The 17371-nt window shown below is 45.9% G+C and carries 15 protein-coding genes; 13 read left to right on the top strand and 2 right to left on the bottom strand.

The window, feature by feature from the left end; genetic code table 11:
* Positions 1–25: 25 nt before the first annotated feature.
* Positions 26–619, bottom strand: coding sequence for a helix-turn-helix domain-containing protein (locus tag AC0VYI_RS21550; RefSeq protein WP_475445483.1), 594 nt, complete (start codon positions 617–619; stop codon positions 26–28).
* 395 nt (positions 620–1014) lie between these two features.
* Between AC0VYI_RS21550 and AC0VYI_RS21545 the strand changes: the two genes are divergently transcribed.
* The 4 genes from AC0VYI_RS21545 to AC0VYI_RS21530 all read left to right on the top strand — a co-directional run bounded on the left by AC0VYI_RS21545 (position 1015) and on the right by AC0VYI_RS21530 (position 6303).
* Positions 1015–2004 carry a bile acid:sodium symporter family protein gene (locus AC0VYI_RS21545; protein ID WP_475445481.1) on the top strand — a complete coding sequence of 330 codons (990 nt, stop codon included), beginning with the start codon at positions 1015–1017 and terminating at the stop codon, positions 2002–2004.
* Between the two features lie 70 nt (positions 2005–2074).
* The gene (locus AC0VYI_RS21540) at positions 2075–3286 is read left to right on the top strand and encodes a sugar transporter (protein WP_475445480.1); all 1212 of its coding nucleotides are present in this window, start codon (positions 2075–2077) and stop codon (positions 3284–3286) included.
* Between the two features lie 176 nt (positions 3287–3462).
* Positions 3463–4950 (top strand): amidase, encoded by a 1488-nt coding sequence (locus AC0VYI_RS21535; RefSeq protein WP_475445478.1) that lies wholly within the window; start codon positions 3463–3465, stop codon positions 4948–4950.
* A 30-nt stretch (positions 4951–4980) separates the two neighbouring features.
* Positions 4981–6303 (top strand): D-serine ammonia-lyase, encoded by a 1323-nt coding sequence (locus AC0VYI_RS21530; protein ID WP_475445476.1) that lies wholly within the window; start codon positions 4981–4983, stop codon positions 6301–6303.
* A gap of 38 nt (positions 6304–6341) precedes the next feature.
* On the opposite strand, the gene AC0VYI_RS21525 is transcribed toward AC0VYI_RS21530, so the two are convergent.
* Entirely contained in the window at positions 6342–7277 is a 936-nt protein-coding gene (locus AC0VYI_RS21525; protein WP_199477845.1) for a LysR family transcriptional regulator, read from the bottom strand.
* Between the two features lie 196 nt (positions 7278–7473).
* Between AC0VYI_RS21525 and AC0VYI_RS21520 the strand changes: the two genes are divergently transcribed.
* The 9 genes from AC0VYI_RS21520 to AC0VYI_RS21480 all read left to right on the top strand — a co-directional run bounded on the left by AC0VYI_RS21520 (position 7474) and on the right by AC0VYI_RS21480 (position 17282).
* Positions 7474–9024: an ABC transporter substrate-binding protein gene (locus tag AC0VYI_RS21520; protein WP_475445475.1), complete on the top strand. Its 1551-nt coding sequence runs from the start codon at positions 7474–7476 to the stop codon at positions 9022–9024.
* A gap of 121 nt (positions 9025–9145) precedes the next feature.
* Entirely contained in the window at positions 9146–10063 is a 918-nt protein-coding gene (locus tag AC0VYI_RS21515) for an ABC transporter permease (RefSeq protein ID WP_475445473.1), read from the top strand.
* Between the two features lie 10 nt (positions 10064–10073).
* Positions 10074–10982: an ABC transporter permease gene (locus tag AC0VYI_RS21510; protein ID WP_199477848.1), complete on the top strand. Its 909-nt coding sequence runs from the start codon at positions 10074–10076 to the stop codon at positions 10980–10982.
* Between the two features lie 17 nt (positions 10983–10999).
* Positions 11000–11995 carry an ABC transporter ATP-binding protein gene (locus tag AC0VYI_RS21505; protein WP_475445472.1) on the top strand — a complete coding sequence of 332 codons (996 nt, stop codon included), beginning with the start codon at positions 11000–11002 and terminating at the stop codon, positions 11993–11995.
* Entirely contained in the window at positions 11995–12828 is an 834-nt protein-coding gene (locus tag AC0VYI_RS21500; protein ID WP_475445470.1) for an ATP-binding cassette domain-containing protein, read from the top strand. The genes AC0VYI_RS21505 and AC0VYI_RS21500 overlap by 1 nt, the downstream gene beginning before the upstream one ends.
* 89 nt (positions 12829–12917) lie before the next feature.
* The gene (locus AC0VYI_RS21495; RefSeq protein WP_475445468.1) at positions 12918–14333 is read left to right on the top strand and encodes a M20 family metallopeptidase; all 1416 of its coding nucleotides are present in this window, start codon (positions 12918–12920) and stop codon (positions 14331–14333) included.
* A 10-nt stretch (positions 14334–14343) separates the two neighbouring features.
* Positions 14344–15540, top strand: a complete 1197-nt coding sequence (locus tag AC0VYI_RS21490) for a M20 family metallopeptidase (RefSeq protein ID WP_475445466.1) — start codon at positions 14344–14346, stop codon at positions 15538–15540.
* A 30-nt stretch (positions 15541–15570) separates the two neighbouring features.
* On the top strand, positions 15571–15978 hold the full coding sequence (locus AC0VYI_RS21485; protein ID WP_475445465.1) for a Rid family detoxifying hydrolase: 408 nt from the start codon (positions 15571–15573) through the stop codon (positions 15976–15978).
* Between the two features lie 290 nt (positions 15979–16268).
* The gene (locus AC0VYI_RS21480; RefSeq protein ID WP_067019827.1) at positions 16269–17282 is read left to right on the top strand and encodes a 1-aminocyclopropane-1-carboxylate deaminase; all 1014 of its coding nucleotides are present in this window, start codon (positions 16269–16271) and stop codon (positions 17280–17282) included.
* Positions 17283–17371: the final 89 nt, after the last annotated feature.

The following is a 17371-nucleotide window of genomic DNA, read 5'->3' as shown; positions in this document are numbered from 1 at the left end:
GTACGAATGCGATTAAATCACAGTCTTAAACACTATGCTCTACTATGGGATTCGATCTTTTGTTGTGAGTAAGTGAAGGCCGTAAGTTTGCTTCTGAATTGTGTTCCATGATGGTGGATTCAATAAATAACCGAATATCTGATTGAAACGTCGATTTTAGCTTGGTACATAGACACTGGATTCGTTTATACACCTGCGTGTCATTTTCACTGATATGCCAATCGATTGTTATATAATTACCTTGTTGGTGGCAGTGTTTCTGTGTGCCATCTAACATAGAATGAATTTTTGTTTTGTGTGTTGGGTTTTTCATTTCGATAACAATGGCTAAGATATTCTTATTTTGAGTATGAGAACCTGATAATACCGCTGGTGAGGTTGCAGGCTCGTTATCAATTAAGAGTAATTCAACCGAAATGCCATAAAACGTAGCGAGTTGTGTGGCTGTGCGATAGAGGACATTCATCCCCAGCTCCGCTCGCTTAATGGAAGAAACAGATACAAGAAGGCTTTGCTCTAAGCACGCTTCAGCGACTTTCTCTTGGCTTAAACCTCGTTGTTTTCTTTGGGCTTTTAACACATCAACATTTAATGAAATACGTCCATCCTTGTTGTTCATGATTCTCTCCAAAAGTCTTTGCTAAGTAACCAATAGCCTTTTTATTTTATGGATGGCAGCCGTTCCGCTTGTCATCAACAGTTGAACGCTTAAGTTAGTAAGGTTTCTTTCAAAGGGCAATTACACAGGATTACACAAGCGGTTTTTGCGTCGCTCATGGCATTACGTTACATAGAAGCTATTGTCATGGCCCGTTATGACTGCTGGGTTGTATTAACGTCCTCCCAGCGACTTGAATAAGTGAAAAAGTGTGATGTTGTCCGCAATATTCATATTTTTATTGCTTTTGTTTTGTCTCAGACAGTGGACAATACGTCTTGTAAAAACACGCTGACATATGGTTACTTAAAAACACTATGGGCGGCTTTTTTGTGGTAATAAAGAGGGAGATGACGTTGTTCGCGTTGATAAAAAAAGAATGGTTTTTAGCGGGGATGTTGCTAGCAATTGCCTTGGCGGCGTTGTTGCCTAAGGTGGGGTCAAGTGGTGGTGTGCTGCACTTGGACCAAGTGACACAATGGGGGATTGCCCTCGTTTTCTTTTTACATGGTATTGGTCTCTCGCCCCGTGATATACGCAAAGGCTTAAGTAACTGGCGACTTCACCTGTTTATTCAATCCGCTACCTTCATCATTTACCCTCTGGTTTGGCTTGCATTGGGACATTGGTTTGAGAGCTTTTTACCCAAAGCTTTGGCGTTTGGCTTTTGTTATTTACTGGTTTTGCCAAGTACCATTTCTTCTTCTGTCGCGATGACAGCGATTGCGGGTGGTAATGTACCTGGGGCGATTTTTAATGCTTCTTTATCCAGTGTGTTAGGTATTTTTCTCACGCCACTTTATGTTCAGTTATTTATGGGCTTTACCAGTAGTCATGCAGACTTTGGTGGCACCGTTGCTCACATTGCCTTGTTATTATTTGCCCCAATGGTAGCAGGCCAACTGCTGCGTCCGCTAATCGGTCAGTGGGTGAGTCGCCATAAAGCGATCACTGGGAAACTGGATAAATGGGTGATCTTGCTGATTGTCTATAATGCATTTTGTGATTCGGTTGTGCGTGGTATCTGGCATGATTTTACCCTAGTCACTTTGTTGTACGCGGTGGGGCTATGCGCCTTGATATTGCTTTTCATCATCGCACTCATGTCTTTCTTCGGTCATCGTTTTCAATTCAGTGAAGAAGATCAATCCGCCGCCTTATTTTGTGGTACGAAAAAAAGCCTTGCTGCGGGTGTGCCTATGGCAAAAGTGATTTTTGGTGCAAACCCTATGCTAGGTATGCTGTTACTGCCTATTATGATTTATCATCCGCTGCAAATCTTTGTGTGTGCGTTATTGGCAAATCGATTTTCAAAGCGCAAAGCGGCGAGAACATCCGTCGGATAACATCGAATGTTCTATATATCTTGTTGTTTAAAAAGGGATACTTTTTTATCTCATTATTTTGCAGGTCAAAATGAATTTGGATTCTATTGAGGTTGATAACACCTCTAAAAAGACGCAGTACTTGCGTGTGATCTTAATGGGGGTTGCTGCATTTATTGTCAATACCACAGAGTTTGTGCCTGTGGGATTGTTATCGTCTATTGCTCAAGATTTTTCGATAACACCCGCTCATGCCGGTTGGATGCTGACCGTGTATGCGTGGATTGTGGCGTTGATGTCACTGCCCTTAATGCTGCTAACGGGGAAAATGGATCGTAAGACCCTGTTGATCGCAAGTTTTGTGTTGTTCTTTATCAGCCATATTTTGTCTGTCTTCGCTTGGTGTTTTGAGGTCTTATTGATCAGTCGTATTGGTATTGCTTTTGCTCATGCCGTATTTTGGTCTATTACGGCTTCCATTGCGATTCGGGTGGCCCCTTGGGGGAAGAAAAACTTTGCCTTGAGTGTGCTGGCGACGGGAACAGGACTCGCTATGGTACTGGGTGTGCCATTAGGTCGTTTGATTGGTGAGTCGTTAGGGTGGCGCATGACGTTTGCGACAATTGCTGTGGCGTCTTTTGTGATGATTATCGCGCTATTTCGGTTACTGCCAAGTTTACCGAGTTTGTTTTCTGGCAGCTTGAGTAAAGTGTCTGAGTTGATGAAAAAGCCCATTTTGTTGAGCATGTACTTTTTTATCTTTTTGATGTTCACTGCCCATTACACCGCTTACAGTTATATCGAGCCTTTTTTAAAAGTCGTCGGGCATAATTCGGCAGGGTTCACCACATTGATTCTGCTCTTGTTCGGTGGTGCAGGCATCATCGGCAGTGTGGTATTTGGTTATCTTGGTGAGCGAGCCAATAAGCAATTGTTGATCGGTAGTACCGTGATCGTGACCTGTTCTACGGCTCTTCTGTATTTTGCTGCTCAGCATAGTAGCTATATGATCGCTTTGATTATCCTATGGGGCGCGGCCATGATGACCATTGGTCTTGCCATGCAAGTGCGCGTGTTTAATGTGGATGCTAACGCCTCTGACATTATTATGTCGTTGTTTTCCGGCATTATTAATTTGGGTATTGGTGCGGGGGCTTTATTTGGCAACCAAGTAATACAACGGATTAATTTGCAAAGTGTTGGCGCGGCGGGTGCGGTATTTGGTGTTATTGGTTTAGTGGTGCTTTTCTTCTTGTTGCGTCGGGTCGCCAGAGAGGCACAAGCATCAGCTGAAATGTGTTAATCGATTCAGAAACAAGGTTGAAAAAGGCACTAATAAAATCATTTATTAGTGCCTTTTTTGCATTGCTAAAATAGCAATGATCTCTTCTAAAAATTCATCTTTTGCGATGCCTGAGTGTGACGTTACCATTTGTTTATTCAAATAAATGACCGTGATAACTCACTAAGAAGGTATGGATGGAAGCATGTGATCTTAACGCAGCTGAAGCGCGCCGTTTAATGGCACAAAAGTCATTGTCTGTTATGGAATTAGCGCAAAGCTGCATTGCTCGAATGAATTTGGTCAATCATGCGGTGAATGCAATTGTTGCTTGTGATCCTGACGATTTTATGGCCCAAGCCAAGCAAGCCCAACAAGCCATTGATAAAGGGGAACCCTTGGGGGTATTGCATGGTCTGCCATTGAGCGTGAAAGACATGGTTGACCTAACGGGGTTCCCAACGACGTTCGGCAGTACTATTTACAAAGACAATATGGCGACCTCCGACGATCCTATGGTGGCGCAATTACGCCAAGCAGGGGCTTTGCCACTGGGCAAAGCCAATAACCCAGAATGGAGTGCTGGTGGTAATACACGCAATGCGGTGTATGGCGCAACGGCGAATCCATTTGATGTTACCCGCTCGGCGGCGGGATCTTCTGGCGGTTCAGCGGTGGCGTTGGCCTGCGGCATCACCCCATTAGCAACAGGATCCGACACGGGGGGCAGCTTGCGTAATCCAGCGGCTTTTTGTGGTGTGGTTGGCTTTCGTCCGTCACCGGGTGTGGTGCCGGGGCACAGTCGGCCGATTGGTTTAATTCCATTGCCAACCAATGGGCCAATGGCGCGTTCTGTCGAAGATGTGGGGTTGATGTTATCACAAATGATTCGTCCTGATCGCCGTGACCCTTGGGTGTCTGTGGTGGAAGGGGTTGGGCAGCACAATGGGGATGCTTATCGACACTTGCCTGACTTTGATTTGAGCAGCGCTAAGGTGGCTGTTACCCATAATTTTGGTTTTGCTATGACGGAAAAGCTAATTAAAGAATCCTTTCAAGAAAAAATCGATCAGTTTGGCTCGGTCTTTGCGAAATGTGACCAGGCCCACCCTAACTGTGACAATGCAGATCATATTTTTGCGGTGCTAAGGGCGCTTAACTTTTCCGGTCATCACCGAGAATTGTCCCATCAATATCCAGATCAAATGGGCCCAAATATTCTGATGAATATTAAAGAGGGCGAGTCATACAGCGCATTAGACGTAGTGAGTGCGCTAAACAAACAAACGCTTATGTATCGTGCATGGCAGATATTTTTTGAAGAGTATGATTTTATTCTGGCGCCCACGACGACCATTAGCCCAAGAGACTGGCACGAGCTTTACCCTGAGCAGATTGATGGTAAGCCGACACAAAGCTATTATCACTGGCTTGCGATGGCGTATGCTTCGACTTTAACGGGGCATCCATCTGTGACCCTGCCTGTTGGTCGAGATAAAAACCATATGCCGTTTGGGTTACAGATTATTGGCCGACGAGGCGACGATTTATCTACCTTGGCGTTTGCCAAGTCGTTAGAAGCCCTGTTAGAGAAAACACCCGATTTGGCGCGTCCAAGAGTCGATATCGCCATGTTATCCCGTTTACCTGCGCTGAAACATGCCGAGGGTTTTATGGGGTTTTAATTTTCTATAGATCTTTAATGGAGTCTGTAAGTGACTGACTATATTTATACCCCTGTTGTGCAGTCGCTTATTGCGTTGCAGGAAATCACTTGGTTCAACCCGAAAAAAGCGCGCTTTGCAGAGGTGCAATCTACGTTGTCACTGCATAGGCCAGACATGCTCGATGCTTCCGATAGACTAATGCGTTTTGCACCTTACCTCGCGCAAGTCTTTCCCGAAACGGCTGCCACGAATGGCATTATCGAGTCCGAATTGAGAGCCGTGCCGGCTCTGCAACTTGCCTTGTCTGATGTGATGAATCTAGACATACCGGGTCGCTTATGGATGAAATGCGACAACCAATTGCCGATTGCTGGTTCCATTAAGGCGCGTGGTGGCATTTATGAAGTCTTGTTGCATGCCGAGCGTTTAGCGTTAGCGAATGGCTTGTTACATACTGGAGATGACTATCGTCTTTTTGACTCAGAAGGTTTTCGTGCCTTATTTTCAAAGCATCAAATTATTGTTGGATCGACTGGTAACCTTGGCTTAAGCATCGGTATTATGAGCGCTAAATTGGGCTTTGAAGTCACGGTTCATATGTCGTCGGATGCCCGAGAATGGAAAAAAGTGTTGTTGAGGAGCAAAGGCGTCAATGTCGTTGAACATACTGCCGATTATGGTGTGGCAGTGGAGCAAGGACGACAAGAAGCCATGCGACAAGATACGGCATATTTTATTGATGATGAAGATTCCAAGTCATTGTTTTTGGGTTACAGTGTGGCCGCGTTACGATTGCAAAAACAGCTGGTCGAGCAGGGGATTATGGTTGATGAAAACCATCCCTTATTTGTCTACTTGCCTTGTGGTGTGGGTGGCGCGCCTGGTGGTATTACCTTTGGTTTAAAGCAGGTATTTGGCGATCATGTACATTGTTTTTTTGCTGAGCCGACCCATTCTCCTTGCATGGTGTTAGGTATGGAAACGGGTCTGCATAATGCTATTTCCGTACAAGAGTTGGGCATCGATAACCAAACCTGTGCCGATGGGTTAGCCGTTGGCCGACCTTCTGCCTTTGTGGGCCCCATGATGGATACACTGCTCAGTGGTGTTTATACCGTTGCCGACGACAACCTATATCGTCACTTGGCTATGCTGGTGGACACTGAAAACATGCCAGTAGAGCCATCAGGTGCTGCGGGGGTAAGCGGTGTACTGCGTATATTAACCGCCGGACGTGGCTATCTTACTGATCACCAGCTGGATGATAAACTGCCACAAGCGACGCACATTATATGGGCCACTGGTGGAGATATGGTGCCGCAAGAAGAGAGAAAAACCTACTACCAAAAAGGCCAAGCTCTGTTGCTTTGACGTGTATGACTGGCTCGACTAGGCTCTTTAAGGCGTGGTTAGTCTATTGTTGGCTCTATGTTTTCTTCAAACTGCATCTTTTCGATCATGTAATCCAAAAAGACTCTTACGGCAGCGGGTAAGGTGCGTCCTGATAAGGTTTGTACTTCAATGTTGCGGATGTCCATACCACGGTCTCGAATGGGGATGGCAACTAATTCGTTACCCGCCAGTTGATGGCGCATGGAGATCTCGCCAGCGAGATGGATGCCGCCCTCGTAGGTTGTAAAGCGGTTTAATGTCGCCATGTTGTTGGAGACCAATACTGGGTCGAATAACAGGTTTAAGCGGCTACAGCAGATATCAAATAACTGTCTGACGGTGGTGTTTTCTTCTGGTAAGGCAATTGGGTAGGGGTGTAGCTGGGCTAGGGTGACGGTTTTTCTGTGGGCCAGAGGGTGAGAGGGATGAAAGACGGCAACTACTGGAGAAGGTTGTCGGTAAGCCACTTTAATGTCTTTAGCAGGAGATAAATTTAGCGTGACTCCGATGTCGGCATCCCCGTGACTGACGCGTCGTGATACTTCTGCGGGTGAGCTGACATTGATGTGAAAATGAATGCCTTGGTGCTTTTTGCGAAAATTTGCAATGTTACGAGGTAAAAATTCCATGGCAAAACCCTCCGAGCAAGAGATTTTCACATGACCTCGGTTTAGGCCCTCTAATGCAGCAATCTCCGATACGACCCTGTCCGATTCTAGTGCATTTTTACGCGCATACACGGCGAGCATTTCCCCAGCAGCACTCAATTCCATCCCTCGAGGACGGCGTTCGAAAAGGGTTGTACCAAGAATATCTTCTAGACTATTTATTTGTCTGCTTATCGCACTGGCTGCCACATTTAGGTGCAAAGAAGCCTCACTGATCGATCCGTATCTCGCCACCTCTAAAAAATAGCGAAGAGCTGTGTCCTGTAAACGTAATGCCGCTTTCATCTTGATTTTCCTGAATTTTATGGATTTTACCGACTTTTTAGAAGATTTAATGCTTTTTCTATTTCGCCATAGCCATGCCTTTTTGGCAACGATTCCTTGCATTTTTTTTTATTGTGGCAACGATTTTTTTTACTTAATGTGAATGAAAGTTGCATACGATCAGATTAAGTTAAGCCGTCCAAAAGGAATAAAACCGATGAAAAAATCAGCTCTTTTTAAGTCCTTCTCGCGTTTTTCGTTGCTCAGCTCAGTATTTATTTGTTCGCTCGTTGTATTGCCCACTACTGCCCTGGCAAATAAAGCGGATGATACTCTTGTTTATGCCTCTGACACGGAGCCGGAGAACGTCAGTCCTTACCACAATAACGTGCGGGAAGGGGTTATTCTTTCCCATTTAGCTTGGGATACACTGATTTATCGGGATCCAAAAACGGGTGAATACGAAGGGGATTTGGCAACAAGTTGGAAATGGCAGGACAGCACGCATCTGTTGCTGAATTTACGTAAAGGTGTGACATTCCAGAATGGTGACCCTTTTACCGCTGATGATGTGGTATTTACTTTTGATTATATGAATTCCCCGCAAGCAAAAGCTGTCACCGCCCAAAATATTAGTTGGATAGACCATGTCAAAAAAATCGACGATTACACCGTTGTTTTAGTCCTTAAAAAGCCCTTTCCTGCGGCACTAGAATATTTATCTGGTCCGACGCCTATTTATCCTGAAAAGTATTATAAAAAAGTCGGCTTAAAGGGTTACTCAAAAGCGCCTATCGGTACTGGCCCGTATAAAATTACTGCAATATTAAGCGGTCAAGGTGTCAATTTAGAACGCAATGATCACTACTTTACTGGCGGGCCCATTAAAAAACCCGCTATCAAGTATATTAAATTTAGGGTCATCCCAGATCCTGATGCACGTATTGCACAGCTTTTAACAGGCTCTGTGGACTGGGTATGGCGAGTACCTTCTGACCAAGCAGATAAGATGAAAGGCATGCCAAATATCCAGATAAAAAGTGGTGAAACCATGCGTATCGGTTATTTGGCAATGGATACCACAAGCGACTCATTAAAAGATTCGCCATTTAGGAAAAAATTGGTTCGTGAAGCCGTGAATTATGCCATTGATCGTAAGGCGTTTGCTGATCAACTTATTCGCGGTGGTAGTCGTCCTTTGTATACACCTTGTTTTCCTAGTCAATTTGGTTGTGATGTGTCTGCGGCCACAAAATACCCTTATGACCCCGCTAAGGCCAAAGCCTTGCTGGCTAAAGCTGGGTATCCCAATGGCTTTACCACCGATTTTTATGCCTATCGTGAACGCGGTTTAGCTGAAGCCATGCAGGGCTATTTACTTGCTGTTGGCATTAAAGCGAAGTTGCATTTTATGACCTACGCCGCACTACGAACTGCCCAACGTGCAGGACAGGTTCCCATTGCATTCCAAACCTGGGGATCTTACTCAGTGAATGACATCTCGGCGTCTACCAGTGTGTTTTTTGAAGGTGGTGCGGATGATATTAATAAAGACCCCAAAGTGATCAGCTTGTTAAAAAAGGGTGATACAACGGTTGATCCTGCCATGCGTAAAAAGGACTACAGTGCCGCAATAAAACGCATTACAGACGAAGCTTATTGGGCACCCATGTTTACCTATTCTAGTAATTATGCGTTTGATAGTGACCTGAATTTCACCCCTTATCCTGATGAATTACCACGCTTTTATGAGTCAACTTGGAAATAAGATGGGGGGCGCTCATTTTACTTTTTGATGGGCGCAACCATTTCATCCAATCACGTCGTTTATGGCAATTCCTGTAATGGCATGGTTTATCTAAGTGGTTTGTTATTTATGAGGAGTTTCTATGTGGGTGTTTGTGACGCGTCGTTTGTTGGTTGCTTTAAGTGTCGCTTTGACTGTCTCCATCGTGAGTTTTTTATTGCTGCATTTCTCTGGCGATTTAGCGACGTCTATTGCTGGCCCAGATGCCACGGCTGAGCAGGTAGAAAAAATTCGTGTCGAGTTTGGTTTAGATCAACCGATTGTGGAGCAGTATTTTCACTGGTTGGTTTCGGCTGTGCAGCTGAATTTCGGCCGCTCTTATTACTTCCAAGATTCGGTGATGTCTTTGATTAGCGAACGTTTGCCGATCACTCTAACATTAGGTGGGTTGGCGTTGGGCTTAGCTATTTTGGTGGCTATTCCGCTTGGGGTCATTGCTGCGATTAAACAAAATACTTGGATTGACCGTCTTGCTTTAAGTTTCGCGGTGGTAGGTCAAGCCATGCCCAGCTTTTGGTTCGGTCTGACCTTGATCATTGTGTTTGCGGTGAATTTACACTGGCTGCCAGCTGGTGGGAACTTATCATGGCAACATTTTGTGTTACCTGCGATTTGCCTTGGTTACTACGCCATGCCAGCCATGATGCGTTTGACCCGAACAGGCATGTTAGAAGTATTGAATTCTGATTATATCCGCACCGCACGTTCTAAAGGGTTGAACGAATCGACGGTGGTGTTAAAGCATGCGCTCAGAAATGCGGTCATTCCTGTTGTTGCTTTGGCGGCGGTTGAATTGGGTTTTATGCTTGGTGGTTCCGTGATTGTAGAGTCCGTGTTTTCTTTAAGAGGGTTAGGACAACTGGCCTGGGATTCTATTTCCCGCAATGACTATCCTGTTGTGCAAGCGGTGGTTCTGATCATTGCGGTGTTTTATATCGCGTTAACTTTTTTTGCAGATGTGCTCAACGCTTTGCTTGATCCACGTCTACGTGTTCGCTAAGGGGGTCTCTATGTCCAACCTGACACTTACTGCCAACTCGTCAATAACATCGTTACCCGCTGTGCCGGAGTGGCGGCGCATTATGAATCGCTTTTTGGGACATCGTGGGCTAATGATTGGTTCCGTCATTCTTGCCGTGATTATTTTGGCGGCGCTCTTTGCCCCTTGGTTAGCCCCCCATGATCCTTATGTGCAAAATGTTTCGCAACGTATGATTCCCCCCATTTGGCATGACAAAGGAACTTGGAACCATATTCTTGGTACCGATAAATTGGGGCGGGACTATCTCAGTCGCCTTTTATATGGCGCTCGTATTTCGTTGACGATAGGGATTTCTGCAGCGGTTATATCTGGTCTGATTGGCACCACACTTGGTGTGTTGGCAGGGTATTTTGGTGGCCGTGTGGACGCGGTAATCAGTTATATCATCACCACTCGTTTGGCGTTACCAGTGGTATTGGTCGCACTGGCGATGGCCTCTTTGGTTGGTGGTTCTTTGCAAACAGTAATTGTCCTTTTAGGGTTGCTTTTATGGGACCGTTTTGCGGTTGTAGCGCGCTCTACGACACAACAATTACGCGATGCGGAGTTTATTGCCTCGGCGAAAGTATTGGGAGCGTCGACCCCTTATATTCTTATTCGTGAGCTGCTACCGAATATTCTCAGTGCCTTAATTGTGGTGATGACCTTAGAAATGGCCCATGCCATTTTATTAGAAGCGGCCTTGTCATTCTTAGGCATTGGCGTGCAACCGCCTTCGCCCTCTTGGGGACTGATGGTGGCAGAAGGCAAATCCTATATGTTTTTCCAGCCTTGGGTGATTGCCATTCCTGGTGTGGCCTTGATGGTGTTGGTATTGGCGATCAATCTCGTGGGTGATGGCTTGCGGGATATGAATGCACCGGAAGGCCGTAGCTAAGAGACGAGGAGTCAATCATGAAACGAATACTAGAGGTTAAAAATCTGCAAGTAGATTTACCAACGGCAAACGGCACATTACGGGCGGTGCGTGGTATTGATCTACATGTCAATCAAGGTGAAATGCTGTGTATTGTCGGGGAATCTGGCTGTGGTAAATCCATGACATCGATGGCGTTGATGGGATTGTTGCCCAAGCGCGCCGCGATCACGGCAGAAGCAATGCAATTCGATGGTATGGACTTGTTGTCTTTGTCGAAAAAAGAGCGCAACCAAGTACGTGGTATGCGGATGTCGATGATTTTTCAAGAGCCGATGACGTCTTTAAACCCTTCTTACACCTTAGGCAATCAATTGTGCGAAGGCATCATTAAGCACAAGGGGTTGAGTAGAGAGAAAGCAAAAGAGAGGGCAGTTTATTTACTAGAAAGGGCAGGTGTGCCTTATCCAGAGAAGCGATTGAACCAATACCCACATCAGCTGTCTGGAGGCCTACGTCAGCGGGTGATGATTGCTATGGCACTGATGTGCGAGCCCGATTTGATCATTGCCGACGAGCCAACCACGGCGCTAGACGTGACGATTCAAGCGCAAATATTACGTTTGATTCGTGAGCTTCAACAAGAGTTTGGAACAGCGGTTATCTTTATTACTCATGATCTGGGAGTGGTTGCACGCATTGCAGATCGTGTGGCGGTGATGTACGCCGGACAAGTGGTGGAAACGGCCAGCGCTGAAGCGTTGTTTGCTAATCCATTACACCCTTACACACAGGGATTACTAAATTGCATTCCTATTCCAGGGAAAACCAAACCGGGCAGTCATTTGGTCTCGATCCCTGGGGTGGTACCGAGTTTGATAGGGGAGCTTAAAGGCTGTGCTTTTGAGAATCGTTGTTCTGTATCAACCAGTGAGTGCCGGCGTCGAACCCCTAATTTAGCCATTAAGCCGAGTTCAGCAGACCATCAGGTGCGTTGTCCTGAGGTTAGCTTGTCATTTCAGGAGGCTGTGTGATGCCAGATTATGCATTGGAATTGTCGAATCTGTCGCGCCATTTTTATCTGAAAAATGGCGCTTTTAAAGAACCAACCTTGCTCAAGGCGGTGGATGGTATTTCGCTACGTATTCGCCCCGGTGAAACGCTAGGATTGGTAGGAGAATCTGGCTGCGGCAAAAGCACCTTGGCAAAAATGATTCTAGGATTATTGGAACCAACCGATGGTGATGTATTGGTGAATGATAAGGTCAGAGGGGCAAGTTCTCGACTCGCCATGGCGCGTCAGCTACAACCTATTTTTCAAGACCCTTATTCGTCACTGAATCCCCGTAAAACCATTGAAAAAATCATACGTCTACCGTTACAGCTCCATAAAGTGGGTGACAGTAATAGTCAGAGAAAAGCTGTAAAAGAGATCAGCGACCTGGTTGGGTTGCCAGAACGTTTACTAAAGCAATATCCAGGTCAGTTATCTGGCGGACAGCGACAACGGGTTGCCATCGCGCGTGCACTCATTTTAAGACCCAGTATTTTAGTTTGCGATGAACCGACCTCGGCGCTGGATGTCTCGGTACAGGCGCAAATCCTTAACTTGTTGATGGATTTGAAAAAAGAATTGAATTTAACCTATTTATTTATCAGTCATAACTTGGGAGTCGTGGAACATTTAGTCGATCGAGTCGCTGTTATGTACCGTGGAAAGCTGGTTGAACAAGGCACTCGAGAGGAAATATTTCATCATGCCAAACATCCTTATACTCAAGCCTTGCTGTCTTCTGTATTAACCCCAGAGCCTGCTTTAGGCGTCCCCGAGGTGTTGGACTCCAGTTCATGGGATAAAGCCTCATAATTTTTATTGCTATGGTCATTTTTGAGTCCGCTTTATTGCGTGCTTTTGAGTTGCGCTTTTAGTGTTTTTATTTTACCCAAGGAGAGAGCATGAGCCGTCAATCCACTATTCAAGGAGCGGAATCTTATTTTGATTCAGGAGCGTTTTTCACGGCGTTAGAACAACGTGTTAGTGTGCACAGTGAAAGCCAAAATCCGGACGCTTTTGATCAGTTACATGTCTATTTACAAGATATGATTATGCCCGAATTGGCCTCGCTGGGTTTTCAATCTCGTATTGTTGCCAACCCCGTTACCGACGCAAAACAACCCGGTTCCTGGCCTTTTATCATTGCTGAGCGAATAGAGGATCCAGACCAACTGACGTTACTGACTTATGGTCATGGGGACGTCGTACGTGGTTACGATGATCAATGGAAAGCGGGGTTGTCGCCTTGGAAAATAGTAGTAGAGGGTGATCGTTGGTATGGACGTGGAACGGCGGACAATAAAGGCCAACACACCATTAACTTTGCGGCTTTAAAACAGGTAATAGAGGCGAAAAAAGGCAAGCTGGGCTTTAACGTCAAAGTCATTTTAGAAATGGGGGAAGAGGCCGGTTCTCCGGGCTTGGCGGAATTGTGTGATATCCATAAAGAAACTCTTGCTGCGGATCTATTTATTGCCTCCGATGGTCCGAGACTAAGCGCGGATCATCCGACCATTTTTCTTGGGTCCCGAGGTGGGTTTAATTTTGATTTGCAAGTGACGTTGCGTGATGGGGCGCATCATTCCGGCAATTGGGGGGGATTATTGAGTAACGCGGGGACGCGTTTGGCCCATGCTTGGGCGTCCATGGTGGATGCCAAAGGTAAAATTTTGGTTAAAGGTTTGTTACCGGCCCGTTTACCCGAATCGGTGCGCCAAGCGCTTAAAGATATTCCTGTGGGCGAGGGCGCGAACAGCCCGGTGATTGATACAAATTGGGGAGAGCCAGATTTAACGCCAGCCGAGCGCGTGTTTGCTTGGAATACGTTGGAAATGTTGGCATGCAAAACGGGTAATCCTGATATGCCTGTGAATGCCATTCCAGGTTACGCCAGTGCCCATTGTCAGTTGCGCTTTGTGGTAGAAAGCGACAGTAAAAACTTTCTAAAGCACATCCGTGAGCATCTTGATCATCACGGTTTTTCAGATGTGGAGGTTATTGCCAGCAAGGATATTATGGAAGCCACACGCCTTGACCCTGAAGATCCTTGGGTGGATTGGGCGTTGGGGTCGCTGGCTCAGACGACGGGTAAGAAGCCTGTGTTATTACCTAACTTAGGCGGTTCATTACCAAACGATGTTTTTGCCAATATTCTTAACTTACCAACCGTGTGGGTGCCTCATTCCTACCCCGCCTGTAGTCAACACGCGCCGAATGAACATGTGCTGGCGCCAGTGTGCCGTGAAGCCTTACAGATTATGACCGGGCTGTTTTGGGATTTATCCGAGCAAGGTGCATCGATTCATGCAAAACGTTAAGGAGAACAAAATGATCACAGATAAGGCGCTGCTACCTTATGCGGATCTCTTGTGTGAATGGCTAGCCACACAAGAGGAGAAGATGATTCATTGTTTGCAAGCATTGGTAGAGATCGATTCGAATAGCTATGACAAAGAGGGGGTTGATGCCGCAGGCCGTTTGATCGCTTCTTGGTTGGAAGCGGACGGTATTGAATGTCGTTGGCATACATCGGTGAACTCAGGGGATGTTTTAGAAGCGCGTATTGACTCAGGTTGCGATAAGAACGATCCGTTACCCGCTATTTATCTTATGGGTCACCGAGATACAGTGTTTCCAAAAGGTACCGTTGCAACGCGAGGTTTTAGTCGAGAGGGGATGACCGCGTTTGGTCCTGGGGTGGCCGATATGAAGTCTGGTTTGGTGCTGAACTGCTTTGTCTTAAAAGGGTTGCAGTATTTATTGACTCACTCTGATATTGGCGAGCTGCCTTGCCCTGTCATCGGCTTATTTACGGGAGATGAAGAGATTGGCTCGCCAGAAGGTCACCATGTGATTCAGCGGATGGTGAAGGGAGCGAAAGCGGTGTTCAATGCCGAACCTGGTCGAATCAGCGGTAATGTGGTATCCGCCCGAAAAGGCGGTGCGAGCTTTGACATCTTAGTCAAAGGCAAAGCCGCGCATTCTGGTGTTAACCATGCCGATGGTGCCAGTGCCATTGCCGGCTTGGCTTTGATTATCACCGATCTTCATGGACTGACGGATTATGACTGTGGCGTGACGACAAACGTAGGATTAATCAGCGGTGGTATCTCCTCTAACACCGTTGCCCCCGAAGCAAGTGCGCGCCTAGATCTACGCTACATAACCAAAGAGCAAATGACAGAAGCCATAGCGGCGATTCAGGAGATTGTCGATAGACCTAGACTCCAAGGGGTGACCGCATCCATGCGTTTGTTAGCCGCATTTCATCCGTTTGAAGCAAGGATGAGTGAAGCGTTATTAGCGCATTATCAACAACAAGCAGAAACCTTAGGGTTTTCTGTTAAAGGGGAGTTTACTGGTGGGTGTTCTGATGCTGGATTTACTTCCTCAATGGGGGTTCCGACCTTATTTGGAACGGGCCCAGTGGGGGCCAAAATGCATACGGATGGAGAGCTGTGTTTATTAGACACATTTGTGCCTAGGGCTCAAGCGGTGGCGAAAAGTGTGTTGCTTTTACCCTAATGAATCACAGGCTACTATAGGAGAGACATAATGCTGCATTCAATTGAAACCAAGTTGGCCCCGTCGGAATCAAAGATCTGTTCCCAGGCGATAAAATCTGGCAGCTGGGTGTTCTTGTCAGGACAAATTCCATTGCTGGTTGAATCCAATACCTTACTAGACGGTTCGATCGCAGAACAAACCGCCCAAGTATTTCGTAACTTAGAGAATATTGCAAAGGCATCTGGTGGCTCGCTTAGCGATGTGGTGAAGCTCACCATTTACCTAAAAAACATGGCAAATTTAGCGGAATTTAACCGTGAGATGGTAAAGCACTTTCAAGATCCATTGCCTGCCAGAGCGGTGATTTCGGTAGCGGCTTTACCCATGAATGCCGAACTAGAAGTCGAGGCGATTATGATGATTGCGGATCCTGCTTGGGCTCTTGCTGTGACTTAATAGGTTAGCGCTTTAATCGCGTGTTTTGGAATGCCGTTAACGCATAAATAGGATGCGTTAACGGCATTTTTTTGTTCCGTCTATAGGAGGAAAAGTGGCTCAATGAGCCGTTTTTTAGGGGTGAGTTTTTAATGAAAGAATATTTCTATATTTTATGTTTTTATGAATTTATATCTCATTATTTCGATTTTTTAATGTTTTTAAGGTCAATAAAAATCAAAATTAGAAAGCACATTTCATCTTGGTTTCGGTAGTCTGGTTACAGCTTCACTCACTAAGGAATGACTATTATGAACTTACAAAAATTTGAACGTTACCCGCTGACATTTGGCCCTACGCCTATCGAAAAACTAAGCCGCCTTTCTGAACATCTCGGTAATATTGAGGTCTATGCTAAGCGCGAAGACTGTAATTCTGGTCTTGCCCTTGGAGGAAATAAACTGCGTAAATTGGAATACATCGTACCAGATGCGATAGCCTCGGGTGCGGATACACTAGTAAGTATTGGTGGTGTGCAATCGAATCATACTCGTTTGGTTACGGCGACAGCCGCCAAGATTGGTATGAAATGTCGTTTGGTCCAAGAAAGCTGGGTACCATTTGAAGATGCCGTGTATGACCGCGTTGGTAACATCTTGATGAGCCGTGTTATGGGGGCTGAGATTGACCTGGTGGATGAAGGTTTTGATATTGGTATTCGTGAGAGTTGGAAAAATGCCATTGAAGACGTGAAAGCCAAAGGCGGCGTTCCTTATCCTATTCCTGCCGGAGCGTCCGTTCATAAATACGGTGGTTTGGGTTATGTCGGTTTTGCTGAAGAGGTGCGTGAGCAGGAAAAAGAGCTTGGCTTTAAATTCGACTACATTGTGGTTTGTACGGTAACCGGGTCGACTCATGCGGGGATGGCGGTAGGTTTTGCCGAAGATGGTCGTTCACAAAAGGTGATTGGCATCGATGCATCAGGAACGCCCGCTCAAACTCGAGATCAGGTATTAACCATTGCTCAGCAAACAGCAGAGCTGGTGGAATTGGGCCGCGAAATAACAGCTGAAGACATCGTTATTAAAGAAGATTATGCCTACCCTGCTTATGGTGTACCATCCAATGAAACCAACGAGGCGATTCGTTTGGTTGCGCGTTTAGAAGGCATGATGACGGACCCTGTTTACGAGGGGAAATCCATGCAAGGTTTGATCGATTTGGCGCAAAAAGGCTTCTTCCCCGAGGGCTCAAAGGTGCTTTATGCGCATTTAGGCGGTGTGCCTGCTATCAATGGTTACAGTTATATTTATCGTAATGGTTAATTTCACGATTTCGTGAAAATGCCTAGATTTCCTTAATGGAATTTTGTTTATTGATAATCAAGGCATCCATGAGGTGCCTTTTTTGCGTC

Source organism: Marinomonas sp. 63XJN7_9_ISO-PGPR-S23-217 (genome assembly GCF_056173515.1).
Note: the sequence above shows the minus strand (reverse complement) of the source record. Positions and strands in the feature narration are given on the sequence as shown.

What these genes read in the sequence shown, in the direction of transcription:
- AC0VYI_RS21550 (WP_475445483.1), bottom strand. Translation starts at nt 619, where the DNA reads ATGAACAACAAGGATGGACGTATTTCATTAAATGTTGATGTGTTAAAA.
- AC0VYI_RS21540 (WP_475445480.1), top strand. Translation starts at nt 2,075, where the DNA reads ATGAATTTGGATTCTATTGAGGTTGATAACACCTCTAAAAAGACGCAG.
- AC0VYI_RS21535 (WP_475445478.1), top strand. Translation starts at nt 3,463, where the DNA reads ATGGAAGCATGTGATCTTAACGCAGCTGAAGCGCGCCGTTTAATGGCA.
- AC0VYI_RS21525 (WP_199477845.1), bottom strand. Translation starts at nt 7,277, where the DNA reads ATGAAAGCGGCATTACGTTTACAGGACACAGCTCTTCGCTATTTTTTA.
- AC0VYI_RS21520 (WP_475445475.1), top strand. Translation starts at nt 7,474, where the DNA reads ATGAAAAAATCAGCTCTTTTTAAGTCCTTCTCGCGTTTTTCGTTGCTC.
- AC0VYI_RS21515 (WP_475445473.1), top strand. Translation starts at nt 9,146, where the DNA reads ATGTGGGTGTTTGTGACGCGTCGTTTGTTGGTTGCTTTAAGTGTCGCT.
- AC0VYI_RS21510 (WP_199477848.1), top strand. Translation starts at nt 10,074, where the DNA reads ATGTCCAACCTGACACTTACTGCCAACTCGTCAATAACATCGTTACCC.
- AC0VYI_RS21505 (WP_475445472.1), top strand. Translation starts at nt 11,000, where the DNA reads ATGAAACGAATACTAGAGGTTAAAAATCTGCAAGTAGATTTACCAACG.
- AC0VYI_RS21500 (WP_475445470.1), top strand. Translation starts at nt 11,995, where the DNA reads ATGCCAGATTATGCATTGGAATTGTCGAATCTGTCGCGCCATTTTTAT.
- AC0VYI_RS21495 (WP_475445468.1), top strand. Translation starts at nt 12,918, where the DNA reads ATGAGCCGTCAATCCACTATTCAAGGAGCGGAATCTTATTTTGATTCA.
- AC0VYI_RS21490 (WP_475445466.1), top strand. Translation starts at nt 14,344, where the DNA reads ATGATCACAGATAAGGCGCTGCTACCTTATGCGGATCTCTTGTGTGAA.
- AC0VYI_RS21485 (WP_475445465.1), top strand. Translation starts at nt 15,571, where the DNA reads ATGCTGCATTCAATTGAAACCAAGTTGGCCCCGTCGGAATCAAAGATC.
- AC0VYI_RS21480 (WP_067019827.1), top strand. Translation starts at nt 16,269, where the DNA reads ATGAACTTACAAAAATTTGAACGTTACCCGCTGACATTTGGCCCTACG.